The following is a 16,899-nucleotide window of genomic DNA, read 5'->3' as shown; positions in this document are numbered from 1 at the left end:
GGCCACACTAGTCGCGCGGCCCACAAGCCGCCGTCACAGAAAACGCTGCTGCTCCATCGCCGCACGCAGGTCGCAGACCCAGGGGCGGTACGCGGAGACCTTGGCGAGGCTCTCCAGACATACAGTCTGCCCCAACCGGTCGAAGTCCCTTTCGGCGTCGCGGCGACGGCCGAGAGCGTCGTTCAGAATGGCCTTCGGGTCGGCGACCCTTTCCACATCGTGCGGAACTTGCCAGGCGGTGTCCTGCATGGGAGTGGCTTCGCGCAGTGCCTCCAGGTCCGTCAGCATCCACGCCTCGGTTTCCCGTACCGGCACGAGCGGAACGATACGGGCGGCGTACGCCGCGAGCGCTTCTCGCACCGCTTCCGCTTTCCCTCGTTCGTTGTGATCGTGGTGGATCAGGACGATGTCGAAGTACCGAAGCAGTTCCCTCACCTCTCGCACGACCGAGTCGCGAGGGGCCACAGTGAAGCATTCACCGGTGACCACTCCCGAGTAGTCGAACCCGACCGCTCCCTCGCAGGCCAGTGCAGCAACCTGCCGGTCGATGACAGGGCAGAGAAACCACTGGTCGCTGCGTCCTTCAGTGAGCAGGGCCAGGGTGAAGTACCTACGCGCCACGGCTGAAGCGCCCAACGGGATCGAGGTACTTCCGTACTTCCACAGGCGTCACGAAGGTGCCCCGTTCCCCTTCCTGGGCGACTCGCCGGGCGCGCGTCACTCGACGTGGCGACTGCCCATCGCCGAACCGGGTTACGGAGTCCAGAAAGATCACCGAATCGGGGGCCTCTTCCAAGGCCGCAGCGAGAGCCACGGGCGAGTGGGTGGTGACGAGCGTCTGCCTACCGTGTCCTTCCGTCAGCGTCTTGAAGTCGCTCACCCTGCCACGCAGCCGCGACAGCAGCGTGGGGACCCTGCTGGGGTGGAGCCCGTTCTCGGGTTCTTCGAACATCAAGATGCCCTCGTGGGCAGGGTCATGCGCGGCGGCGAGCAGCGCCAGTACACGCAGCGTTCCCGCCGACACCGCGCTGGGCGTCATCGGGTGCTCGTGTTTGTGCTGAAGCCAGACATCCCACTGTCCCCAGTCGGAGTTGGCCTCCACCCTGATGTCGGCGAGGTCCGGGAGCAGGGCAACCGCGTCGGCCAGGAAGTCGTACCAGCGCTCCGGATAGCGGGAGATCCGCCCGAGGACGGCTCCGAGGTTCTTTCCGTCCTCAGCGAGGGGGGCAGTGTCGTAAGTTGAGGAGACGACCCGCATCGCCTTGGGCGACGGTTCGATGATCCGCCAGTTCTTGGTGGCTTCGGCCAGCTCCGAGCCACATTCGGCCTCCCCCACAGGCAAGTCGACCGCATGCAACTGCCAGTTGTCGCCGTGGAGTTCCGCATCCGGAAGCCGTGGAAAGGGCTCAAAATCCGCCGGATCACGGTACTCCCCGTATTCGACCAGAACACTCACCCGCAACGGATCAGGCGGATCCGTGTACCGCATTATGGCCATCACTCGGAGCCGGCAGTGACCAAGCCTGCCGTCCACCATGACATCGGCCGTGATGCGCATCATGTCGACCGGCTCGCCGTCCGGGCCGCGCCGGAACAGGTCTTTCGGCCCTCCGCGTCGGGCGTGATCGACCAGTGTCTGCCCCGTGGGTTCCCTGATGAGGTGCCCCAGCAGATCAATGACTTCCAGCAAGTTGGACTTGCCCGAGGCGTTCGCCCCCACGAGCACGGTGAAAGGAGGCAACTCAAGAGTGAAGTCCTCGAAGGACTTGAAGCCGTCGATCTCGATGCGGGTGATCATCGCCCAGCCCTCCTACCGGCCAAGGCCGTCCGCTGCCGTCGTACGGCGCCACAGTATCGGGCGGTCAGCTCTGCGTGCTGCCGCCGCTGCGTACGGCAAGGGTTGTGGCCGCCGGGACCCGCAGGGCCCGGCCCTCGTCCAGGCCGATGACGAGGGCGAGGCCGCCGGTGGCGTACGGCTCGCTGCGTACGGTGCGGACTGTGCGCCAGGCGCCGTGCGCATGGACGCGATGGCCGGGCCGTACGGTGAGGGCGGCGGCCGTCGCCTCGGATGCCGGCTCGCTCTGGGGCGCGGGCAGTTGGGCCCACACCGTCTTGCCGATGCCGCACGCGCGGCGCTCGGTTCCCCAGCGGTGGGCGAGTGCGTCGACGAGGAGCAGCCCGTACCCGCCCTCGTCGCCCGGCGCGGGGTCGCGCCGCTGCGGCTCGGCGGCGTTGGTGTCGCTGACCGCCACGTGGAGGCCGCCGTCGGGTTGCCGCTCGACCCGGATGCCGACCTTGCGGTCGCGCGGAGCTCGGGCCGCCACCGCGTTGGTGACCAGTTCGGACAGCACGAGTTCGGCGTCCGCCGCCATGTCCGGGGCAATGCCCCAGGCCCCCAGCAGGGCCCGTACCATCGCCCGAGCTCGACCGCGACGACTGCGTCGAGGTCGCGACCAACCTCCCCCGCACCGTCCCCGTGCGGGACACAAAACAGCGGCTGGACGTGGACCGGCCCACGCTCGTGTTCGGGTACGAGGCGTGGGCACGGTTTGTCGGACACATCGGGTGAGGCCCCGACGGAGTCACCGGCGCAGGCGGCGGAGAAGGTGGGCCGTGTGGGCGCGGCGGGAGCGGGCGATGTAGGCGAGGACGGCGGCCAGCAGGGTGGTGGTGATCACTGCCTCGGGCGCGTCGAGCACCGTCAGGTTGAATACGGTGGCGCCGGCCATCAGTCCGATGAAGGCCAGCGCGGCGGCCCCGGAGAGGATCGGGATCAGCAGAGCGACGGCGCCCAGGACCTCCAGCGAGCCGACGGCGTACATGAACCAGTCGCCCCAGCCGATCTTGTCGAACGCCTCGGTGGCGGCTTCGGCCCGGAACAACTTGGGCAGGCCACTGGCCAGGCCGAGGAACAGGGCGAGCAGGACGGTGAGAACCCTCACCGTGATCTCGCCGCGCCGGCTGCGGGCGCCCGCTGAAACGGTGGCGGCGGGCGCGGCTGCGTAGGTCTCGGACATCGCGGTCTCCTTCAAGGGGGTGCGGTACGGCTCTTGCAAGGACAGACCGGGCTCGGTGCCGGAACTCATCGGTGCGGCTGGATAATCGGACGTATGGCTCTCTCTCCTTCCTCCCTGCGCGCGCTCGGTGACGGTCTCCACCTCTGGAAGCCGCCGCGGCGGGGCTGGGGGCTGGCCAACTGCGGGTTGCTGGTGGGGGACGACGGAGAGGGGCTGTGGATCGATACGCCGTACGACCGGCCGCTGGCCGAGGCTTTCCTCGCGGCGTCCCGGGAAGTGCTGGGCGGCGGTGGGATAGCGCGGATCGTCGTCACGCACGCCAATGGTGATCACCTGTGGGGTGCCGATGTCGTGCCCGGCGCCGAGGTCATCGCCACCCGGGAGGCGCGGCACCACATCGAGATCGAGCCGAGTCCGCAGCAGCTGCGGGAGATGATCGAGGGGGCGGGTGCCGAGTCGCCGGTCGGCAGGTATCTCGCCACGCACTTCGGACACTTCGACTGGTCCCGGACCCGGATCGTCGCGCCGACGACCGTGTTCGAGGGGGAGTTGGAACTGACCGTCGGAGGTCACCCCGTCGTGCTGACCAGTCTGCCGTCCGCGCACACCACCGGGGATCTGGTCGTTCATCTGCCGAATCACGGCACCGTGTTCACCGGGGACGTCGTCTTCGCCTCGACACCCGAGGAGCCCGGCGACCACGCGGTGCACTGGGCTGGGCCGCTGGCGAACGTCATCGGGGCGTGCGAGGCGGTGCTGGAGAGCGGGGCCGAGACCATCGTTCCGGGGCATGGGCCGGTGCTCGACCGGGCGGGGCTGCGCTCGCACATCGACTACCTCGGACATGTGCGAGAGCGGGCGCACGCCCTGCACGCGCGCGGGATGTCCGCCGTCGAGGCCGCCCACGCGGTGGTCGGGGAGGGCCGCTGGCCCGAGCTGGGGCTGCCCGAGCGACTGGTGGTGACCATCGGGACCGAGTACCGCCATCTGGACGGTGCGGATCCTGAGCCGATAGCCGCCGTGCTGCCCGCGATGGTGGCGTTCGCCGCGAACGGTTGATTTCGTAACCGGCCGGACCGGTGACGAAACCGGACCACCGGCGCGGAGGGACAGGCCACCTCCGTACGGGAACAAAGCACCGTGGTTCCGCACGCCGAGGGGCGGGACACCCGTCCCTGGTGCCCCGCCCCTCGGCGGCCGTCTCACAAAGGCAGCGTCACAAGAGCGGCGTCAGCCCTCCACGCCCAGCTTCTCCAGGATCATCTGGCGGGCGCGGGCCGCGTCCGCCTGGCCCCTGGTGGCCTTCATGACGGCGCCGACCAGCGCTCCGGCCGCCTGGACCTTGCCGCCGCGCACCTTCTCGGCGATGTCCGGGTTGCCGGCGATGGCCTCGTCCACGGCGGTGCCCAGGGCGCCCTCATCGGAGACGATCTTCAGGCCGCGCTTCTCGACGACCTCGTCCGGGCCGCCCTCTCCGGCCAGCACGCCCTCGATGGTCTGCCGGGCGAGCTTGTCGTTGAGCGAACCCTCGGCGACCAGCGCGCAGATCCGGGCGATCTGCTCGGGGGTGATGGGCAGCGCGGCCAGCTCGAGGTCGTCCTCGTTGGCGCGCCGGGCCAGTTCGCCCATCCACCACTTGCGGGCCTGGTCGGCCGGGGCGCCCGCGTCCACGGTGGCGACGATCGGGTCGACGGCGCCCGCGTTGAGCACCGACTGCATCTCGTGGTCGGAGATGCCCCACTCCTCCTGGAGCCGCTTGCGCCGCAGTCGGGGCAGCTCAGGGAGCGTGCCGCGCAGTTCCTCGACCCACTCGCGGGAGGGGGCGACGGGCACCAGGTCGGGCTCGGGGAAGTAGCGGTAGTCCTCCGCCTCCTCCTTGGCCCGGCCCGAGGTGGTGGAGCCGTCGTCCTCGTGGAAGTGCCGGGTCTCCTGGATGATCGTGCCGCCGGACGAGAGCACGGCGGCGTGCCGCTGGATCTCGAACCGCGCCGCACGCTCGACGCTACGCAGCGAGTTGACGTTCTTGGTCTCGCTGCGGGTGCCGAACTTCTCGGTGCCCTTGGGGCGCAGCGAGAGGTTGACGTCGCAGCGCATCTGGCCCATCTCCATCCGGGCCTCGGAGACGCCGAGCGCCTTGATGAGCTCGCGCAGTTCGGCGACGTACGCCTTGGCGACCTCGGGGGCCCGCTCGCCGGCGCCCACGATGGGCTTGGTGACGATCTCGATGAGCGGGATGCCGGCGCGGTTGTAGTCCAGCAGCGAGTGCGAGGCACCGTGGATACGGCCGGTCGCCCCGCCCACGTGGGTGGACTTGCCGGTGTCCTCCTCCATGTGGGCGCGCTCGATCTCCACGCGGAAGACCTCGCCGTCCTCCAGCTGGACGTCCAGATAGCCGTCGAAGGCGATCGGTTCGTCGTACTGGGAGGTCTGGAAGTTCTTCGGCATGTCCGGATAGAAGTAGTTCTTCCGGGCGAAGCGGCACCAGTCGGCGATCTGGCAGTTCAGCGCGAGGCCGATACGGATGGCGGACTCCACGCCCACCTTGTTGACGACGGGCAGCGCGCCGGGAAGGCCCAGGCAGGTCGGGCAGACCTGGCTGTTGGGCTCGGCGCCCAGCTCGGTCGAGCAGCCGCAGAACATCTTGGTCCTGGTGCCGAGCTCGACGTGGACCTCAAGGCCCATCACGGGGTCGTAGGAGGCCAGCGCCTCGTCGTACGACACCAGTTCGGTGACGGTCACGGAAAACTTACCTTTCTACCCCTGCGGCCGGTCAGTCGTCGGCGAGGATGTCGTCGCCGTCCAGGCGCCGCAGCTCGCGCACGAGCAGGACCACGCCTGTGAGGATGCCGGCGGCGGAGACCGCCACATCGATCAGCTGGAGCGTGTCCCCTTCCTTCCTGGCCTCCTTGGCACGCTTGACGGTGCCGGGGACGCTGATGAGCGAACCGGCGATCGAGAAGTAGAGCCCGGCCCTGGACTTCTTGAACCCCTTGGCCTTCTGCAGCTTCGAACTCACAGCGACGGTGCCTCCTCTAGCAGCGGGTGACCCCAACGTGCCTGGAAGGCGGCCTCCACGGCCGCACCGACACGGTAGAGCCTGTCTTCGGCCATGGCGGGAGCGATGATCTGCAGCCCCACCGGGAGCCCGTCCTCGGGCGCGAGCCCGCACGGAATGGACATGGCGGAGTTGCCCGCCAGGTTGGACGGGATGGTGCACAGGTCGGCGAGGTACATCGCCATCGGGTCGTCGACACGCTCCCCGATGGGGAACGCGGTGGTGGGCGTGGTCGGCGAGACGACGACATCCACCTGTTCGAACGCCTTCTCGAAGTCCCGGGTGATCAGCGTGCGGACCTTCTGCGCAGAGCCGTAGTAGGCGTCGTAGTAGCCCGAGCTGAGCGCGTAGGTGCCCAGCATGATGCGGCGCTTGACCTCGGGCCCGAAGCCCTCCTCGCGGGTGAGCGCCGTGACCTCCTCGGCCGAGTGGGTGCCGTCGTCCCCGGTGCGCAGCCCGTAGCGCATGGCGTCGAACCGGGCCAGGTTGGAGGAGCACTCGGAGGGGGCGATCAGGTAGTAGGCGGCCAGCGCTTTGGTGAACGAGGGGCAGGACAGCTCAACGATCTCGGCGCCCAGCTCGCGCAGCAGCTCCACCGACTCGTCGAACCGCTGCATCACCCCGGCCTGGTAGCCCTCGCCGCGGAACTCCTTGACGACACCGACGCGCATGCCCTGCGCGGAGCCGTTGCGGGCCGCCTCGACGATGTCCGGGACCGGCTGCGCGATGGAGGTCGAGTCCTTCTCGTCGTAGCCGGCGATGACGCTGTGCAGCAGCGCCGCGTCCAGCACCGTACGGGCGCACGGCCCGCCCTGGTCCAGGGAGGAGGAGAAGGCGATCATGCCGTAGCGGGAGACGCCGCCGTAGGTCGGCTTCACACCCACCGTGCCGGTGACGGCCGCCGGCTGGCGGATCGAGCCGCCGGTGTCCGTGCCGATGGCCAGCGGTGCCATGTGCGCGGCGAGCGAGGCCGCTGAACCGCCGCCGGAGCCGCCCGGGATACGGGTGAGGTCCCAGGGGTTGGCCGTCGGCCCGTACGCGCTGTTCTCGGTGGAGGACCCCATGGCGAACTCGTCCATGTTGGTCTTGCCGAGGATCACGACGTCGGCGTCCTTGAGGCGCTTGGTGACCGTCGCGTCGTACGGCGGAATCCAGCCCTCCAGGATCTTGGACCCCGCGGTGGTGGGCACGCCCTCGGTGGTGAACAGGTCCTTCAGCGCCAGCGGCACACCTGCCAGCGGGCCCAGCTTCTCGCCGCGCTCGCGCTTGGCGTCGACCTCGCGGGCCTGGGCGAGTGCGCCCTCGCGGTCCACATGGAGGAAGGCGTTGATCTTCTCGTCCACGGCCCCGATCCGGGCCAGGTGGGCCTCGGTGGCCTCGACGGCGGTGACCTCACCGCTCGCGATCTTCGCCGCCAGCTCGGCGGCAGTCAGCTTGATCAGTTCCCCGGCCATCGCCGTCACTCCTCCCCCAGGATCTGCGGCACCTTGAAACGCTGCTGCTCCTGCGCCGGGGCGCCGGAGAGCGCCTGCTGCGGGGTCAACGACGCACGGACCTCGTCCGGTCGCATGACATTGGTGAGCGGGAGCGGGTGGGAGGTCGGCGGTACGGAAGCGTCGTCGGCGACCTCGGAGACGGCGGCTACCGCGCCGATGATGTCGTCGAGCTGTCCGGCGAAGTGGTCGAGCTCTTCGCCTTTCAGCTCCAGGCGCGCCAGCTTCGCGAGGTGGGCGACCTCCTCGCGCGAGATGCCAGGCATGCAGCGGTCCTCTGGGTGAGTGTCGGATGGTCCGCCCCAATCCTATGGGTCGCCCCCGACTGCCCGGGAACGGCTTTCCCGCTCGCCCCCGCCCGGGCTGCTGCCCACCCATGAGCCCGTACAGTGGGCGTTTCGCCCGAATTGCGGACATATGGGGTGAGGGTCACGATAGAGAGGTCCCTAGAGGAAAAGGAGTGATGGTATGCCTATGGATCGCACGGCTCCGGCCGAGACCACCGCACTGGCCGCTGAGGTCGAGGGCCTCATGAACGCCCCCGAGCCGGACGGCACCTTCCGTGACAGCCGCGAGTGCGCGGGCGCCGTCCTGCTGCTCGGTCTGCTGCTCGCCGCTCCCCCCACCCCCCGTCCCAAGACGGACACCAAGTAGGGGGCCGTCTTGACGGAACAGGCACAGGGAGCAGCCGCCTTGAGCGCGGTCATCGCTGATGCCGCATCCGAGATCGCCCTTGCCCTCAGCGGCGAGGGCGATCCTTACGCCCTCTCCAGGGCGCTGCGGCAGGAGGACGCGCTCGCCCCCGCCGCCGTCCGGGTACTGGGCGCCGACGCGCTCGCCCCGTACGCGCTGGACGGCCACCCCGGAGCCGACGGTGCCGGCAGCGCGGACGCGGCGATGGTGCGCGAGGCGCTGACCGCGTTCCCGCCCAGCGGCGACACCGCGGCGGTCTCGGTGTGGAGCTACCACGGGCTGGTCGAAGCCTCCCGCGCGTTGCTGCCCGGCCATACGACGGACTGGCCGGCCCCGCCCGAGCCCGGGGACGACTGGCTCGCCTCCGACCCATGGCCCCGGCTGTCCCACCGCGCTTCCCAGCTGGCGGCACTCGCGCTGCCCGGACTCGCCCTCGATCTCACCGACCGGCTGACCGACCGCACCGAGGACCTGGCCCGCGGCTTCGTCCGCGCGGTACGCCGCCGCGACTGGCTGCAGTCGGCCGGACTGGGCCGCTGGCTGGCCCGGCTGCCGCGGACACCGGCCAGCCTCGGCCTGGACAACGGGCTGCGCTTCGTACGGCAGATGAGCGACGACCCCAGAGTGGCCCTCCATGTCACCGCAGCACAGCGCTTCTTCGGACGGGGCCGATGACCACCACCCGCCAGGCGGCCCCGGCACCGCACCGCGAACCGGGGGAAGAGCCGGGCGCAGGGGGCAACGAGCTCCTCGACGTGCTCGTGGACGAGAGCCTGCAGTGGACCGAACGTCACCTGGACTCCTTCCGGCTGCCGCCCGAAGCCACCACGACCGCCGACCCCAATCTGACCCTCAAACCGCTCGGCGAGCTCGCCGAGCTGACGGGGATGATCGCCTCCTGCCACCCGCTGCCCGCGCTGCGCGCCCGGGCGGAACGGCTGTTCGCGTACACCTGGCAGGAGACCCGCGAGGGCGACCTGCTCGCCGAACTGGTCAGAGGAGAGCCGCAGGCCGGCTACCCGGTGGAGCTGTACGGCGTCTTCGCACGGGCCGGGCTGCGCAACGCCGCGGCGGAGAAGCTGATCCGCACGACGACGGCCCTGCGGGGCTGGCAGGTGGCGCAGGACGACCACACCCGCACCCTCTCCATGCTCAACGCCGAGGCCCGGATCGGGCTGCGGCCGCACGCCGAATTCGGGGCCGTACTGGCCCACACAGGGCTGGGCCGGCTGTCGGAGCCCTGGTTCCTCGACTGCAGAACGGCCTACGGGCTCACGCACGACGTCTTCCACGTCACCGACTGGGGCCGGGAGCGGACCCGGCTGGCCCCCTCGGCCGCGGAGTATCTGCGGCTGTGGCTGCCCGCGTGGGTCGCCGGCTGGCTGGAGGAGGAGTCCTGGGACCTGGTGGGCGAGCTGCTGGCGGTGGCGGCGTGTGTGCCCGGCGCGCCGTTCGACCCGGTGGCCTGGCGGCGGCTGGCGGACGCCAGAACGCCTGACGGTGCCCTCACCGAGCGGGGCGCACCTCCCGTGCCCGGAACCGGCACCGCCGAGGTCTTCCGTGCCTGCTACCACTCCACCCTCGTACTCGCCTTCGCCGCCACCCTGGCCCGGACGACCCCCGCCCCGGCACCCACGCCCGCCCCCACACCGGACAGCGAGGCCACCGGATGACCGTGACCGCTCCCGCTCCCGCACCCCCCGCACTGCTGCACAGCGTCGGAGACCGCGCGCTGACCTGGCTCGACGCCAACCGTGACCACTTCCGGCTCACCGAGAGGGACCTGGCACGGGGCGACGCGCTGGTGGAGAGGCTCAAGCCGATCGGCGAACTGGCGATCAACATGCGGATGCTCTTCCGCGAAGGCGTGGCAGGCAGCCGCCAGCGGGAGCGGGCCGGCTCCCTGCTGGACTTCGCCTGGCGCGAGTTGCTGGACGGCGGCAACGTGCTGGCCCGGCACCAGCACAACGAGCCGTTCTCACCGGTGGCACTGGAGATGTACGCGGTCTTCCACGAGCTGGACTACCGGCACCCAGGGCTGGAGGCCGCCTTGGCCACGCCCCGGACCACGGCCACCTGGCGGGCGCTGGAGATGCAGCCCAACCGCCGGCTCGGCGTACTCAACGCCGAGCGCAGGATGGGGCTGACGCCCAGCGGCGACTTCGCGGAGGCGGCCGCGGCCACCTGGCTCGGACAGCGTCCCGAGCCGTGGACGGTGCATCTGCACATCGCCTACGACATCACCCACACCGTCTTCCACCTCACCAACTGGGGCGAGAACCCAGGCCGCCTCCCGGAGCCGCTCGCCGACTACATCGAGCTGTATCTGCCCGCCTGGGCGGCCGACTGGGCCGAGCTCGAACACTGGGACCTGCTGGGCGAGCTCCTGATCGTCGACGCCTGCCTGCCGCACCCCACGCTGGACGGGCAGCTGTGGGAGCGGTACGCGGCGGCGCAGTCCGCGACGGGAGCGATGCCGCTGTGCGGACGGCTGCCGGAGGGCGACCCGTCCGACGTCTTCGACATCGTGCACCACCCCACGCTGGTCGCCGCGTTCGCGTCCGCCATGGCCACCTCCCGCTCCCTCTCGGCCGACGGCACGGGGGCGGGCGCGTGACGACGGAGCACACGGCGGCGGAGCGCCTGGCTGCGGAACCCGCGACGCCGGACGGCGCCGGGGCCTCGCTGCGGGACCGGCTCACCCTGGAGGCGGCGCGGATCGAGGCCCCGGACGTGGTACTCGCCGTCACCCGGCGAGGGCGGCGCACCGTGGTGACCGCCGGACGTGGCCCCGAGTCCGCGACCCCCAGGGAGGCGCTGCGCTACGAACTCGGCTCGATCTCCAAGACCTACACCGTGCTGCTGCTCGCCACCCTCGCCGCCGAGGGGCTGCTGGGGCAGGACGACCGGCTGGCCGCCCATCTGCCGCCCACGCTGCGGCTGCCGCACCGCGCCTCACACGACATCACGCTGCGCCATCTGGCCACCCACACCTCAGGACTGCCGCGCATTCCGCACCGCCTGCTCCCGGGAGCGCTGCTGCGCCCCTACGACAGCGGCTACGCCCGCTACGACACCGACCGGCTGCTGCGAACGTTCGCCGACATCCGGCCCCGGCACCGTGCGGGCCGCCGCTGGATCTACTCCAACTTCGGCGTCTCGCTGCTGGGTCCCGCACTGGCCCGGGCGGCTGGGGAAACGTTCCCGGCCGTGCTGGGCACCCGGGTGCTGCGGCCCCTCGGGCTGACCGGCACCACGCTGGGGCCCGGCCCGGCGGGCGCGGACGCGGTCGGATACCGCAGGGACGGCCGCACCCCCGTCCCCGCCACCGACATGGGCGCATTCGCCGCCGCCGGCGCCGTCCGGGCCACCCCGCAGGACATGCTCAGCTTTCTGGAGGCCCATCTGGACCCCGCGGGCAGCCCGTTGAGCGGCCCGCTGGAGGAAGTGCAGACGCCGCAGCTCCACCGGGGCGGGCCGCGCGGCGAGACCCACACCCTCACCTGGTTCCAGCACCCCGCACCCGGCGGACCGATGCTCTTCCACGCCGGTGCGACCTTCGGCCAGCAGGCGTTCTGCGGCTACCACCCCGCGTCCGGCATCGGCCTGGCCGCCTTCGCCACCCGCCGGGGCCGCCCCTGCCACCTGGTGCCCCTCGCCTATGAGCTGCTGTACCAACTAGCGGGCCAGGAGAGCTGACCCCGCAACGGGGGCTGCGCCTGTCCACCCTGCGCCCTGGGGGCACCTTCAGCACAGTGCGCACGGGCACTCTCACCGCCCCTGTCCACCCTGCGCCCTGGGGGCACCTCCCTTACGGCGTGCGCGCGGGCGGCCCGGAAGGAGACGGCACCGAATGGGAGGCCGGCACATCGCGGGCCCGCAACCACGCGGTGGTCTCCCCAGGGGGCATCGCGGCGGCCACCAACCACCCCTGCACCGCGTCGCACCCCAGATCCCGCAGCCGCTCCCAGGTCTCGTCGTCCTCGACGCCCTCGGCGACCACCAGCAGCCCCAGCGAGTGCGCCAGATCGACGGTGCAGCGCACGATCTCCGCGTCCTCGGTGTCCACCGCCAGCCGCGCCACGAACGACCGGTCGATCTTCAGCTCGCTCACCGGCAGCCGCCGCAGGTGGACCAGCGAGGAGTAGCCCGTACCGAAGTCGTCCAGCGACATCTTGACGCCGTGTCCGGTCAGTCCGGCCAGGGTGTCGGCCGCCTGCTGCGGGTCCTCCAGCAGCACATGCTCGGTGATCTCCAGCTGGAGCGCGCCAGGTGGTACCCCGTGCCGGGCGAGCCGTGCCGCGACGGCGCCGGCGAAGCCCGGCGAGTGGACGTCACGCGGTGAGACGTTGACGGCGACCGGCACCGTCAGCCCACCCGCGCGCCACCGCGCCACCTGTGCGAGCGCCGTCTCCAGCACGTACTCCGTCAGCCTCGGCATCAGCCCGGACGTCTCGGCGATGGCGATGAACTCGTCCGGAGGGACCCGGCCGCGCTCGGGGTGTGCCCAGCGCACGAGCGCCTCGAGACCGGAGACGGTGCCGTCGAAGCCGACCTTGGGCTGGTAGTGCAGCTCGACCTCGCCCGCGTCCAGGGCCCGGCGCAGGTCGGCCAGCAGGCCGAGCCGGTCGGGGGTGTTGCCGTCCCGGGTGGCCTCGTAGACCTCGACGGCGGTGCGGTCGCGCTTGGCCTCGTACATCGCCACATCGGCGCGGCGCAGCAGCCCCTCGGCCTCGGTGGCGTGTTCCGGGTAGACGGCGACCCCGGCGCTGGCCTCCAGCACCAGCGTCAGCCCGTCCAGGTCGAGGGGGGAGCTGAGCGCCGAGACGAGGCTGCGGGCGATGCGCTGGGCGCTGGTGGTGGAGTCGGCGACGGGCAGCAGCACGGCGAACTCGTCCCCGCCGAGCCGGGCGGCCTCGGCGCCGCGGGGCAGCGCGGCGCGCAGCCGTTCGGCGATCTGCAACAGCAGCCGGTCGCCGGCCAGGTGGCCGAGCGTGTCGTTGACGGAGCGGAAGCGGTCGAGGTCGATGAGGACGAGCGCGGAGCGCGCCGAGGTGCGTTCGGCCTCGTCCAGCGCTGCCCAGGCGCGCTCCAGTAGCCACAGCCGGTTGGGCAGCCCGGTCAGCGGGTCGCGGAGCTGTTCCTCGGCACGGGCGCGGGCGATGCGCAGCGTGGAGTCGAGCGCGATCAGCGGAACGGCGAACAGCGGGAGCAGCAGCGGCTTGTGGACGGCGACGACGACGATGAGCGGCGCGATGCCCAGCAGCGCGACGGCCACCAGGCCCTGCCGTACCAGCGCGGTGCGCAGCGCCGAGGGCAGCCCGCGGGTGCGCGGCGCGAAGCAGAACCACTGCAGCGCCCGGGTCACCAGCAGATAGACGCCGGCGACCAGCGGGATCAGGGCGGCTGCCGCCGCCGACCAGGTGTCGGGCCGCCAGGGTTGCTCCACCGAGGGGTGCACGCCGCACAGCGTGAGGACGAAGCCGGCGGCGCCGATGCCCAGGATGTCGACGGCCCCGTGCACAAGGGCCTGTCGCCACCTGGTCCGGCGCGCCGCACCGACCAGGACGACGACGGCGAGGCTGACCAGCAGCGCGGGCACCCAGCCGTGCAGCAGCAGGATCGCCAGCGTCAGCGCGGGCCCCGAGCCCGTACCGCCCCACCAGCGGTCCCGGCTCATGGTGACCAGATGCGCCACCACACAGCCGGTCAGCAGCGCGAACGACCAGCCGGCCGCGCCGTCGGGGAAGAGTGCGTGGCCCCGCCACAGCACCCGCGCCGTACCGGCGGCCAGCGCCAGCGCAGCGGCGGCCACGGCCAGCACGGGCAGCAGCGGCGGGCGCAGCGCGACCAGCCGCGCGAGCCACGCTTCCTCGCCGCCGCCCGACATGCCGCCCGACATGCCGCCTGACGTGCCGTCCGACGGAGAACCTCCGCCGTCCGGTCGTCCGCCGGTGGCCGCGTCGTCGCGCGCCCCCGTCCTGCCGCTCGCCGTCCTGCCCCCGGACCTGCCCGCCCCGGCGTCTCGTCCCGCCCTGCCCCGGGTGCCGTCCGAGGGCAGGCGGGAGAACGGGGGCCTGGATCCCCCGGAGAAATCCAGCATCCTGGTCCCTCTCGCAGCCGTCCACGCCTGCCCCTCGCCACGACAGGCGTCTATGTCAACAGTAGGCCGCTGCCTGGGGAGAGGGGCAGCGATCGGCCGCTGTTGCCCTGAATGCGTCTACGCCGATCGTGCCCAACTCCGCCGCGTCGTACGGCTGCTGGTGCTGAGCGGCCCGGGGCCGTGCCCGTGAGGGGCGGGGCGCGGGTGGCTGGATGTGGCCTGTGCGTGAACGGCGGTGTGCGATAGGGGCGTTGGGAGCGCCCCGGACTCACCCCTGGTGGCACGCTCCGCCGTCAGGCGTCCGCTTCCTCCTCTTCCCCAGTGACCAGCGCCGCCTCGCGGGCGGCTTGTGGCCCCTCGGCCAACAGCACGGCGAATCCGTCGTCGTCCAGAATCGGCACCTTCGCCTGTACCGCCTTGTCGTATTTCGAGCCAGGGTTCTCCCCCACGATGACGAAGTCGGTCTTCTTCGACACCGATCCGGTGACCTTGGCGCCCCGCTCCTGGAGCGCGGCCTTGGCACCGTCCCGGGTGTAGGAGGCGAGGGTGCCGGTGACCACCGTGGTCAGCCCCTCCAGCGGGCGCGGCCCCTCCTCGCCGGTGGCCTCCTCCTCCATCCGGACTCCGGCGGCTGACCACCGCTCGACGATCTCGCGGTGCCAGTCCTCGGCGAACCACGCCTTGAGCGAGGCGGCGATGGTCGGCCCCACGCCCTCGGTGGCGGCCAGCTCCTCCTCCTCGGCGGCGGCGATCCGGTCCAGGGAGCGGAATTCGCGGGCCAGCGCCTCGGCGGCGACCGGCCCGACGTGCCGGATGGACAGCCCGGTGATGATCCGGGCGAGCGGACGCTCCTTGGCGGCCTTGATGTTCTCCAGCATCGCCAGGGTGTTCTTGCGGGGCTCGCCCTTCTGGTTGGCGAAGAGGGTGACGGTCTTCTCCTCGCCGGTCCTGGGGTCGCGCTTGGGCAGCCCGCTGTCCGGGTCGACGACATACGCCACGATGGGCAGCAGGTCCTCGACGGTCAGGTCGAACAGCCCGCCCTCGTCGCGCAGCGGCGGCTCGGCGGGCTCCAGCGGCTGGGTCAGCGCGCTGGCGACGACATAGCCGAAGTGCTCGATGTCCAGCGCCTTGCGGCCCGCCAGGTAGAACAGCCGCTCGCGCAACTGGGCCGGGCAGGAGCGGGCGTTGGGGCAGCGCAGGTCGACATCGCCCTCCTTCATGGGCTGCAGCGGCGATCCGCACTCGGGGCACTCGGCCGGCATCACGAACTCCCGCTCGCTGCCGTCCCGCAGATCGGCGACGGGGCCCAGGATCTCGGGGATGACGTCGCCCGCCTTGCGCAGTACGACCGTGTCCCCGATGAGCACGCCTTTGGCCTTGACGACGTCCTGGTTGTGCAGGGTGGCGAACTCGACCTCGGAGCCGGCCACCGTGATCGGCTCCACCACCGCGTACGGCGTCACCCGCCCTGTGCGGCCCACGCCGACGCGGATGTCGACCAGCTTGGTGTTGACCTCCTCCGGCGCGTACTTCCAGGCGATGGCCCAGCGGGGCGCCCGGGAAGTGGCGCCGAGCCGGCCCTGGAGACGGATCTCGTCCAGCTTGACGACGACGCCGTCGATCTCGTGCTCCACCGAATGCCGGTGTTCGCCGTAGTAGGAGATGAATTCGCGTACGCCTCCCAGTCCGTCCACGACCTTGGCGTGCGCGGAGGTCGGCAGGCCCCATTCGCGCAGCAGGTGGTAGACGCTTGAGAGGCGTTCGAAGTCCTCCTTGGCGAAGCCCTGGAGGGCTCCGACGCCGTGCACCACCATGTGCAGCGGGCGGGTGGCGGTCACCCGCGGGTCCTTCTGACGCAGCGAGCCCGCCGCCGCGTTGCGCGGGTTGGCGAACGGTTTCTCGCCCGCCTCGACCAGCCGGGCGTTCAGCTCCTGGAAGCGTTCCATCGGGAAGAACACCTCGCCGCGCACCTCGACCAGCTCGGGCAGGTTCGCGCCGGTCAGCCGCTCGGGGACATCGGAGATGGTGCGGATGTTGGGCGTGATGTCCTCGCCGGTACGGCCGTCACCGCGGGTCGCCGCGCGGGTCAGCCGCCCGTGTTCGTAGGTGAGGTTCACAGCGAGGCCGTCGACCTTCAGCTCGCACAGGAAGTGGTAGTCCACCCCTTCCAGCTCGCGCGCCACCCGGTCCGCCCACTCGCCCAGCTCGCCGTCGTCGAACGCGTTGTCCAGCGAGAGCATCCGCTCCCGGTGCGCCACCTCCGTGAACTCGGTCTCGTAGCGCCCGGCGACCTTCTGCGTCGGGGAGTCGGGGGTGCGCAGGGAGGGGTGCTTCTCCTCCAGCGCCTCCAGCTCGCGCAGCAGCCGGTCGAACTCGGCGTCGCTGACGACCGGAGCGTCCTTGACGTAATACCGGAAGCGGTGCTCCTCGATCTGCTCCGCGAGGCGCTGGTGCTCCTCCCGCTGTTGCGCGGGGACACCTGCGTCCTGCCGCGGTTCGGCGGGGACCGCTCCGTCCTTTTCGCCGGCCACCGTTGGT

General features: G+C 71.4%; 17 protein-coding genes. 7 read left to right on the top strand and 10 right to left on the bottom strand.

Annotation, left to right across the window (positions count from 1 at the left end):
• Positions 1 to 33 precede the first annotated feature (33 nt).
• The 3 genes from JW592_RS10640 to JW592_RS10630 form a co-directional block, all read right to left on the bottom strand.
• Positions 34 to 636 (bottom strand): DUF4276 family protein, encoded by a 603-nt coding sequence (locus tag JW592_RS10640; RefSeq protein ID WP_229375603.1) that lies wholly within the window; start codon positions 634 to 636, stop codon positions 34 to 36.
• Positions 611 to 1,798, bottom strand: coding sequence for an AAA family ATPase (locus JW592_RS10635; protein ID WP_209264714.1), 1,188 nt, complete (start codon positions 1,796 to 1,798; stop codon positions 611 to 613). Before JW592_RS10635 ends, JW592_RS10640 begins: the two co-directional genes overlap by 26 nt.
• 64 nt (positions 1,799 to 1,862) lie before the next feature.
• Entirely contained in the window at positions 1,863 to 2,372 is a 510-nt protein-coding gene (locus JW592_RS10630; protein ID WP_504739931.1) for an ATP-binding protein, read from the bottom strand.
• 104 nt (positions 2,373 to 2,476) lie between these two features.
• Here JW592_RS10630 and JW592_RS10625 point away from each other — a divergent pair, with 104 nt between their 5' ends.
• Entirely contained in the window at positions 2,477 to 2,569 is a 93-nt protein-coding gene (locus JW592_RS10625; protein ID WP_209264712.1) for a DUF397 domain-containing protein, read from the top strand.
• Between the two features lie 13 nt (positions 2,570 to 2,582).
• Here JW592_RS10625 and JW592_RS10620 read toward each other — a convergent pair whose 3' ends face one another.
• Positions 2,583 to 3,017 carry a DoxX family protein gene (locus JW592_RS10620; protein ID WP_209264711.1) on the bottom strand — a complete coding sequence of 145 codons (435 nt, stop codon included), beginning with the start codon at positions 3,015 to 3,017 and terminating at the stop codon, positions 2,583 to 2,585.
• 93 nt (positions 3,018 to 3,110) lie between these two features.
• Between JW592_RS10620 and JW592_RS10615 the strand changes: the two genes are divergently transcribed.
• On the top strand, positions 3,111 to 4,076 hold the full coding sequence (locus JW592_RS10615; RefSeq protein WP_209264710.1) for an MBL fold metallo-hydrolase: 966 nt from the start codon (positions 3,111 to 3,113) through the stop codon (positions 4,074 to 4,076).
• A 171-nt stretch (positions 4,077 to 4,247) separates the two neighbouring features.
• Here JW592_RS10615 and gatB read toward each other — a convergent pair whose 3' ends face one another.
• The 4 genes from gatB to gatC are packed head-to-tail and all read right to left on the bottom strand — an operon-like array spanning position 4,248 to position 7,831.
• Entirely contained in the window at positions 4,248 to 5,756 is a 1,509-nt protein-coding gene (gatB, locus tag JW592_RS10610; protein WP_209264709.1) for an Asp-tRNA(Asn)/Glu-tRNA(Gln) amidotransferase subunit GatB, read from the bottom strand.
• Between the two features lie 31 nt (positions 5,757 to 5,787).
• The gene (locus tag JW592_RS10605; RefSeq protein WP_209264708.1) at positions 5,788 to 6,033 is read right to left on the bottom strand and encodes a hypothetical protein; all 246 of its coding nucleotides are present in this window, start codon (positions 6,031 to 6,033) and stop codon (positions 5,788 to 5,790) included.
• Positions 6,030 to 7,526 carry an Asp-tRNA(Asn)/Glu-tRNA(Gln) amidotransferase subunit GatA gene (gene gatA / locus JW592_RS10600; RefSeq protein WP_209264707.1) on the bottom strand — a complete coding sequence of 499 codons (1,497 nt, stop codon included), beginning with the start codon at positions 7,524 to 7,526 and terminating at the stop codon, positions 6,030 to 6,032. Before gatA ends, JW592_RS10605 begins: the two co-directional genes overlap by 4 nt.
• A gap of 5 nt (positions 7,527 to 7,531) precedes the next feature.
• Positions 7,532 to 7,831: an Asp-tRNA(Asn)/Glu-tRNA(Gln) amidotransferase subunit GatC gene (gatC, locus tag JW592_RS10595; protein ID WP_209264706.1), complete on the bottom strand. Its 300-nt coding sequence runs from the start codon at positions 7,829 to 7,831 to the stop codon at positions 7,532 to 7,534.
• Between the two features lie 202 nt (positions 7,832 to 8,033).
• Between gatC and JW592_RS10590 the strand changes: the two genes are divergently transcribed.
• Genes JW592_RS10590 through JW592_RS10570 form a run of 5 tightly spaced genes read left to right on the top strand, consistent with a single transcriptional unit; the run spans position 8,034 to position 11,957 of the window.
• Positions 8,034 to 8,219, top strand: a complete 186-nt coding sequence (locus JW592_RS10590) for a hypothetical protein (protein ID WP_209264705.1) — start codon at positions 8,034 to 8,036, stop codon at positions 8,217 to 8,219.
• Positions 8,220 to 8,258: 39 nt separating this feature from the next.
• On the top strand, positions 8,259 to 8,933 hold the full coding sequence (locus tag JW592_RS10585; RefSeq protein WP_209264704.1) for a hypothetical protein: 675 nt from the start codon (positions 8,259 to 8,261) through the stop codon (positions 8,931 to 8,933).
• Entirely contained in the window at positions 8,930 to 9,931 is a 1,002-nt protein-coding gene (locus tag JW592_RS10580; RefSeq protein ID WP_209264703.1) for a DUF6895 family protein, read from the top strand. Before JW592_RS10585 ends, JW592_RS10580 begins: the two co-directional genes overlap by 4 nt.
• Positions 9,928 to 10,875: a DUF6895 family protein gene (locus JW592_RS10575; protein ID WP_209264702.1), complete on the top strand. Its 948-nt coding sequence runs from the start codon at positions 9,928 to 9,930 to the stop codon at positions 10,873 to 10,875. Before JW592_RS10580 ends, JW592_RS10575 begins: the two co-directional genes overlap by 4 nt.
• Positions 10,872 to 11,957, top strand: a complete 1,086-nt coding sequence (locus JW592_RS10570) for a serine hydrolase domain-containing protein (protein WP_372446481.1) — start codon at positions 10,872 to 10,874, stop codon at positions 11,955 to 11,957. Before JW592_RS10575 ends, JW592_RS10570 begins: the two co-directional genes overlap by 4 nt.
• Positions 11,958 to 12,069: 112 nt before the next feature.
• On the opposite strand, the gene JW592_RS10565 is transcribed toward JW592_RS10570, so the two are convergent.
• Together JW592_RS10565 and ligA are read right to left on the bottom strand one after the other, a co-directional pair.
• Positions 12,070 to 14,361: a putative bifunctional diguanylate cyclase/phosphodiesterase gene (locus tag JW592_RS10565; RefSeq protein WP_209264701.1), complete on the bottom strand. Its 2,292-nt coding sequence runs from the start codon at positions 14,359 to 14,361 to the stop codon at positions 12,070 to 12,072.
• Positions 14,362 to 14,654: 293 nt separating this feature from the next.
• Positions 14,655 to 16,892, bottom strand: coding sequence for an NAD-dependent DNA ligase LigA (ligA, locus tag JW592_RS10560; RefSeq protein ID WP_209264700.1), 2,238 nt, complete (start codon positions 16,890 to 16,892; stop codon positions 14,655 to 14,657).
• Between the last annotated feature and the right edge of the window lie 7 nt (positions 16,893 to 16,899).

This window comes from Streptomyces spirodelae, from assembly GCF_017676385.1.
In the GTDB taxonomy this organism is placed as follows: Bacteria; Actinomycetota; Actinomycetes; order Streptomycetales; family Streptomycetaceae; genus Streptomyces; species Streptomyces spirodelae.
Note: the sequence above shows the minus strand (reverse complement) of the source record. Positions and strands in the feature narration are given on the sequence as shown.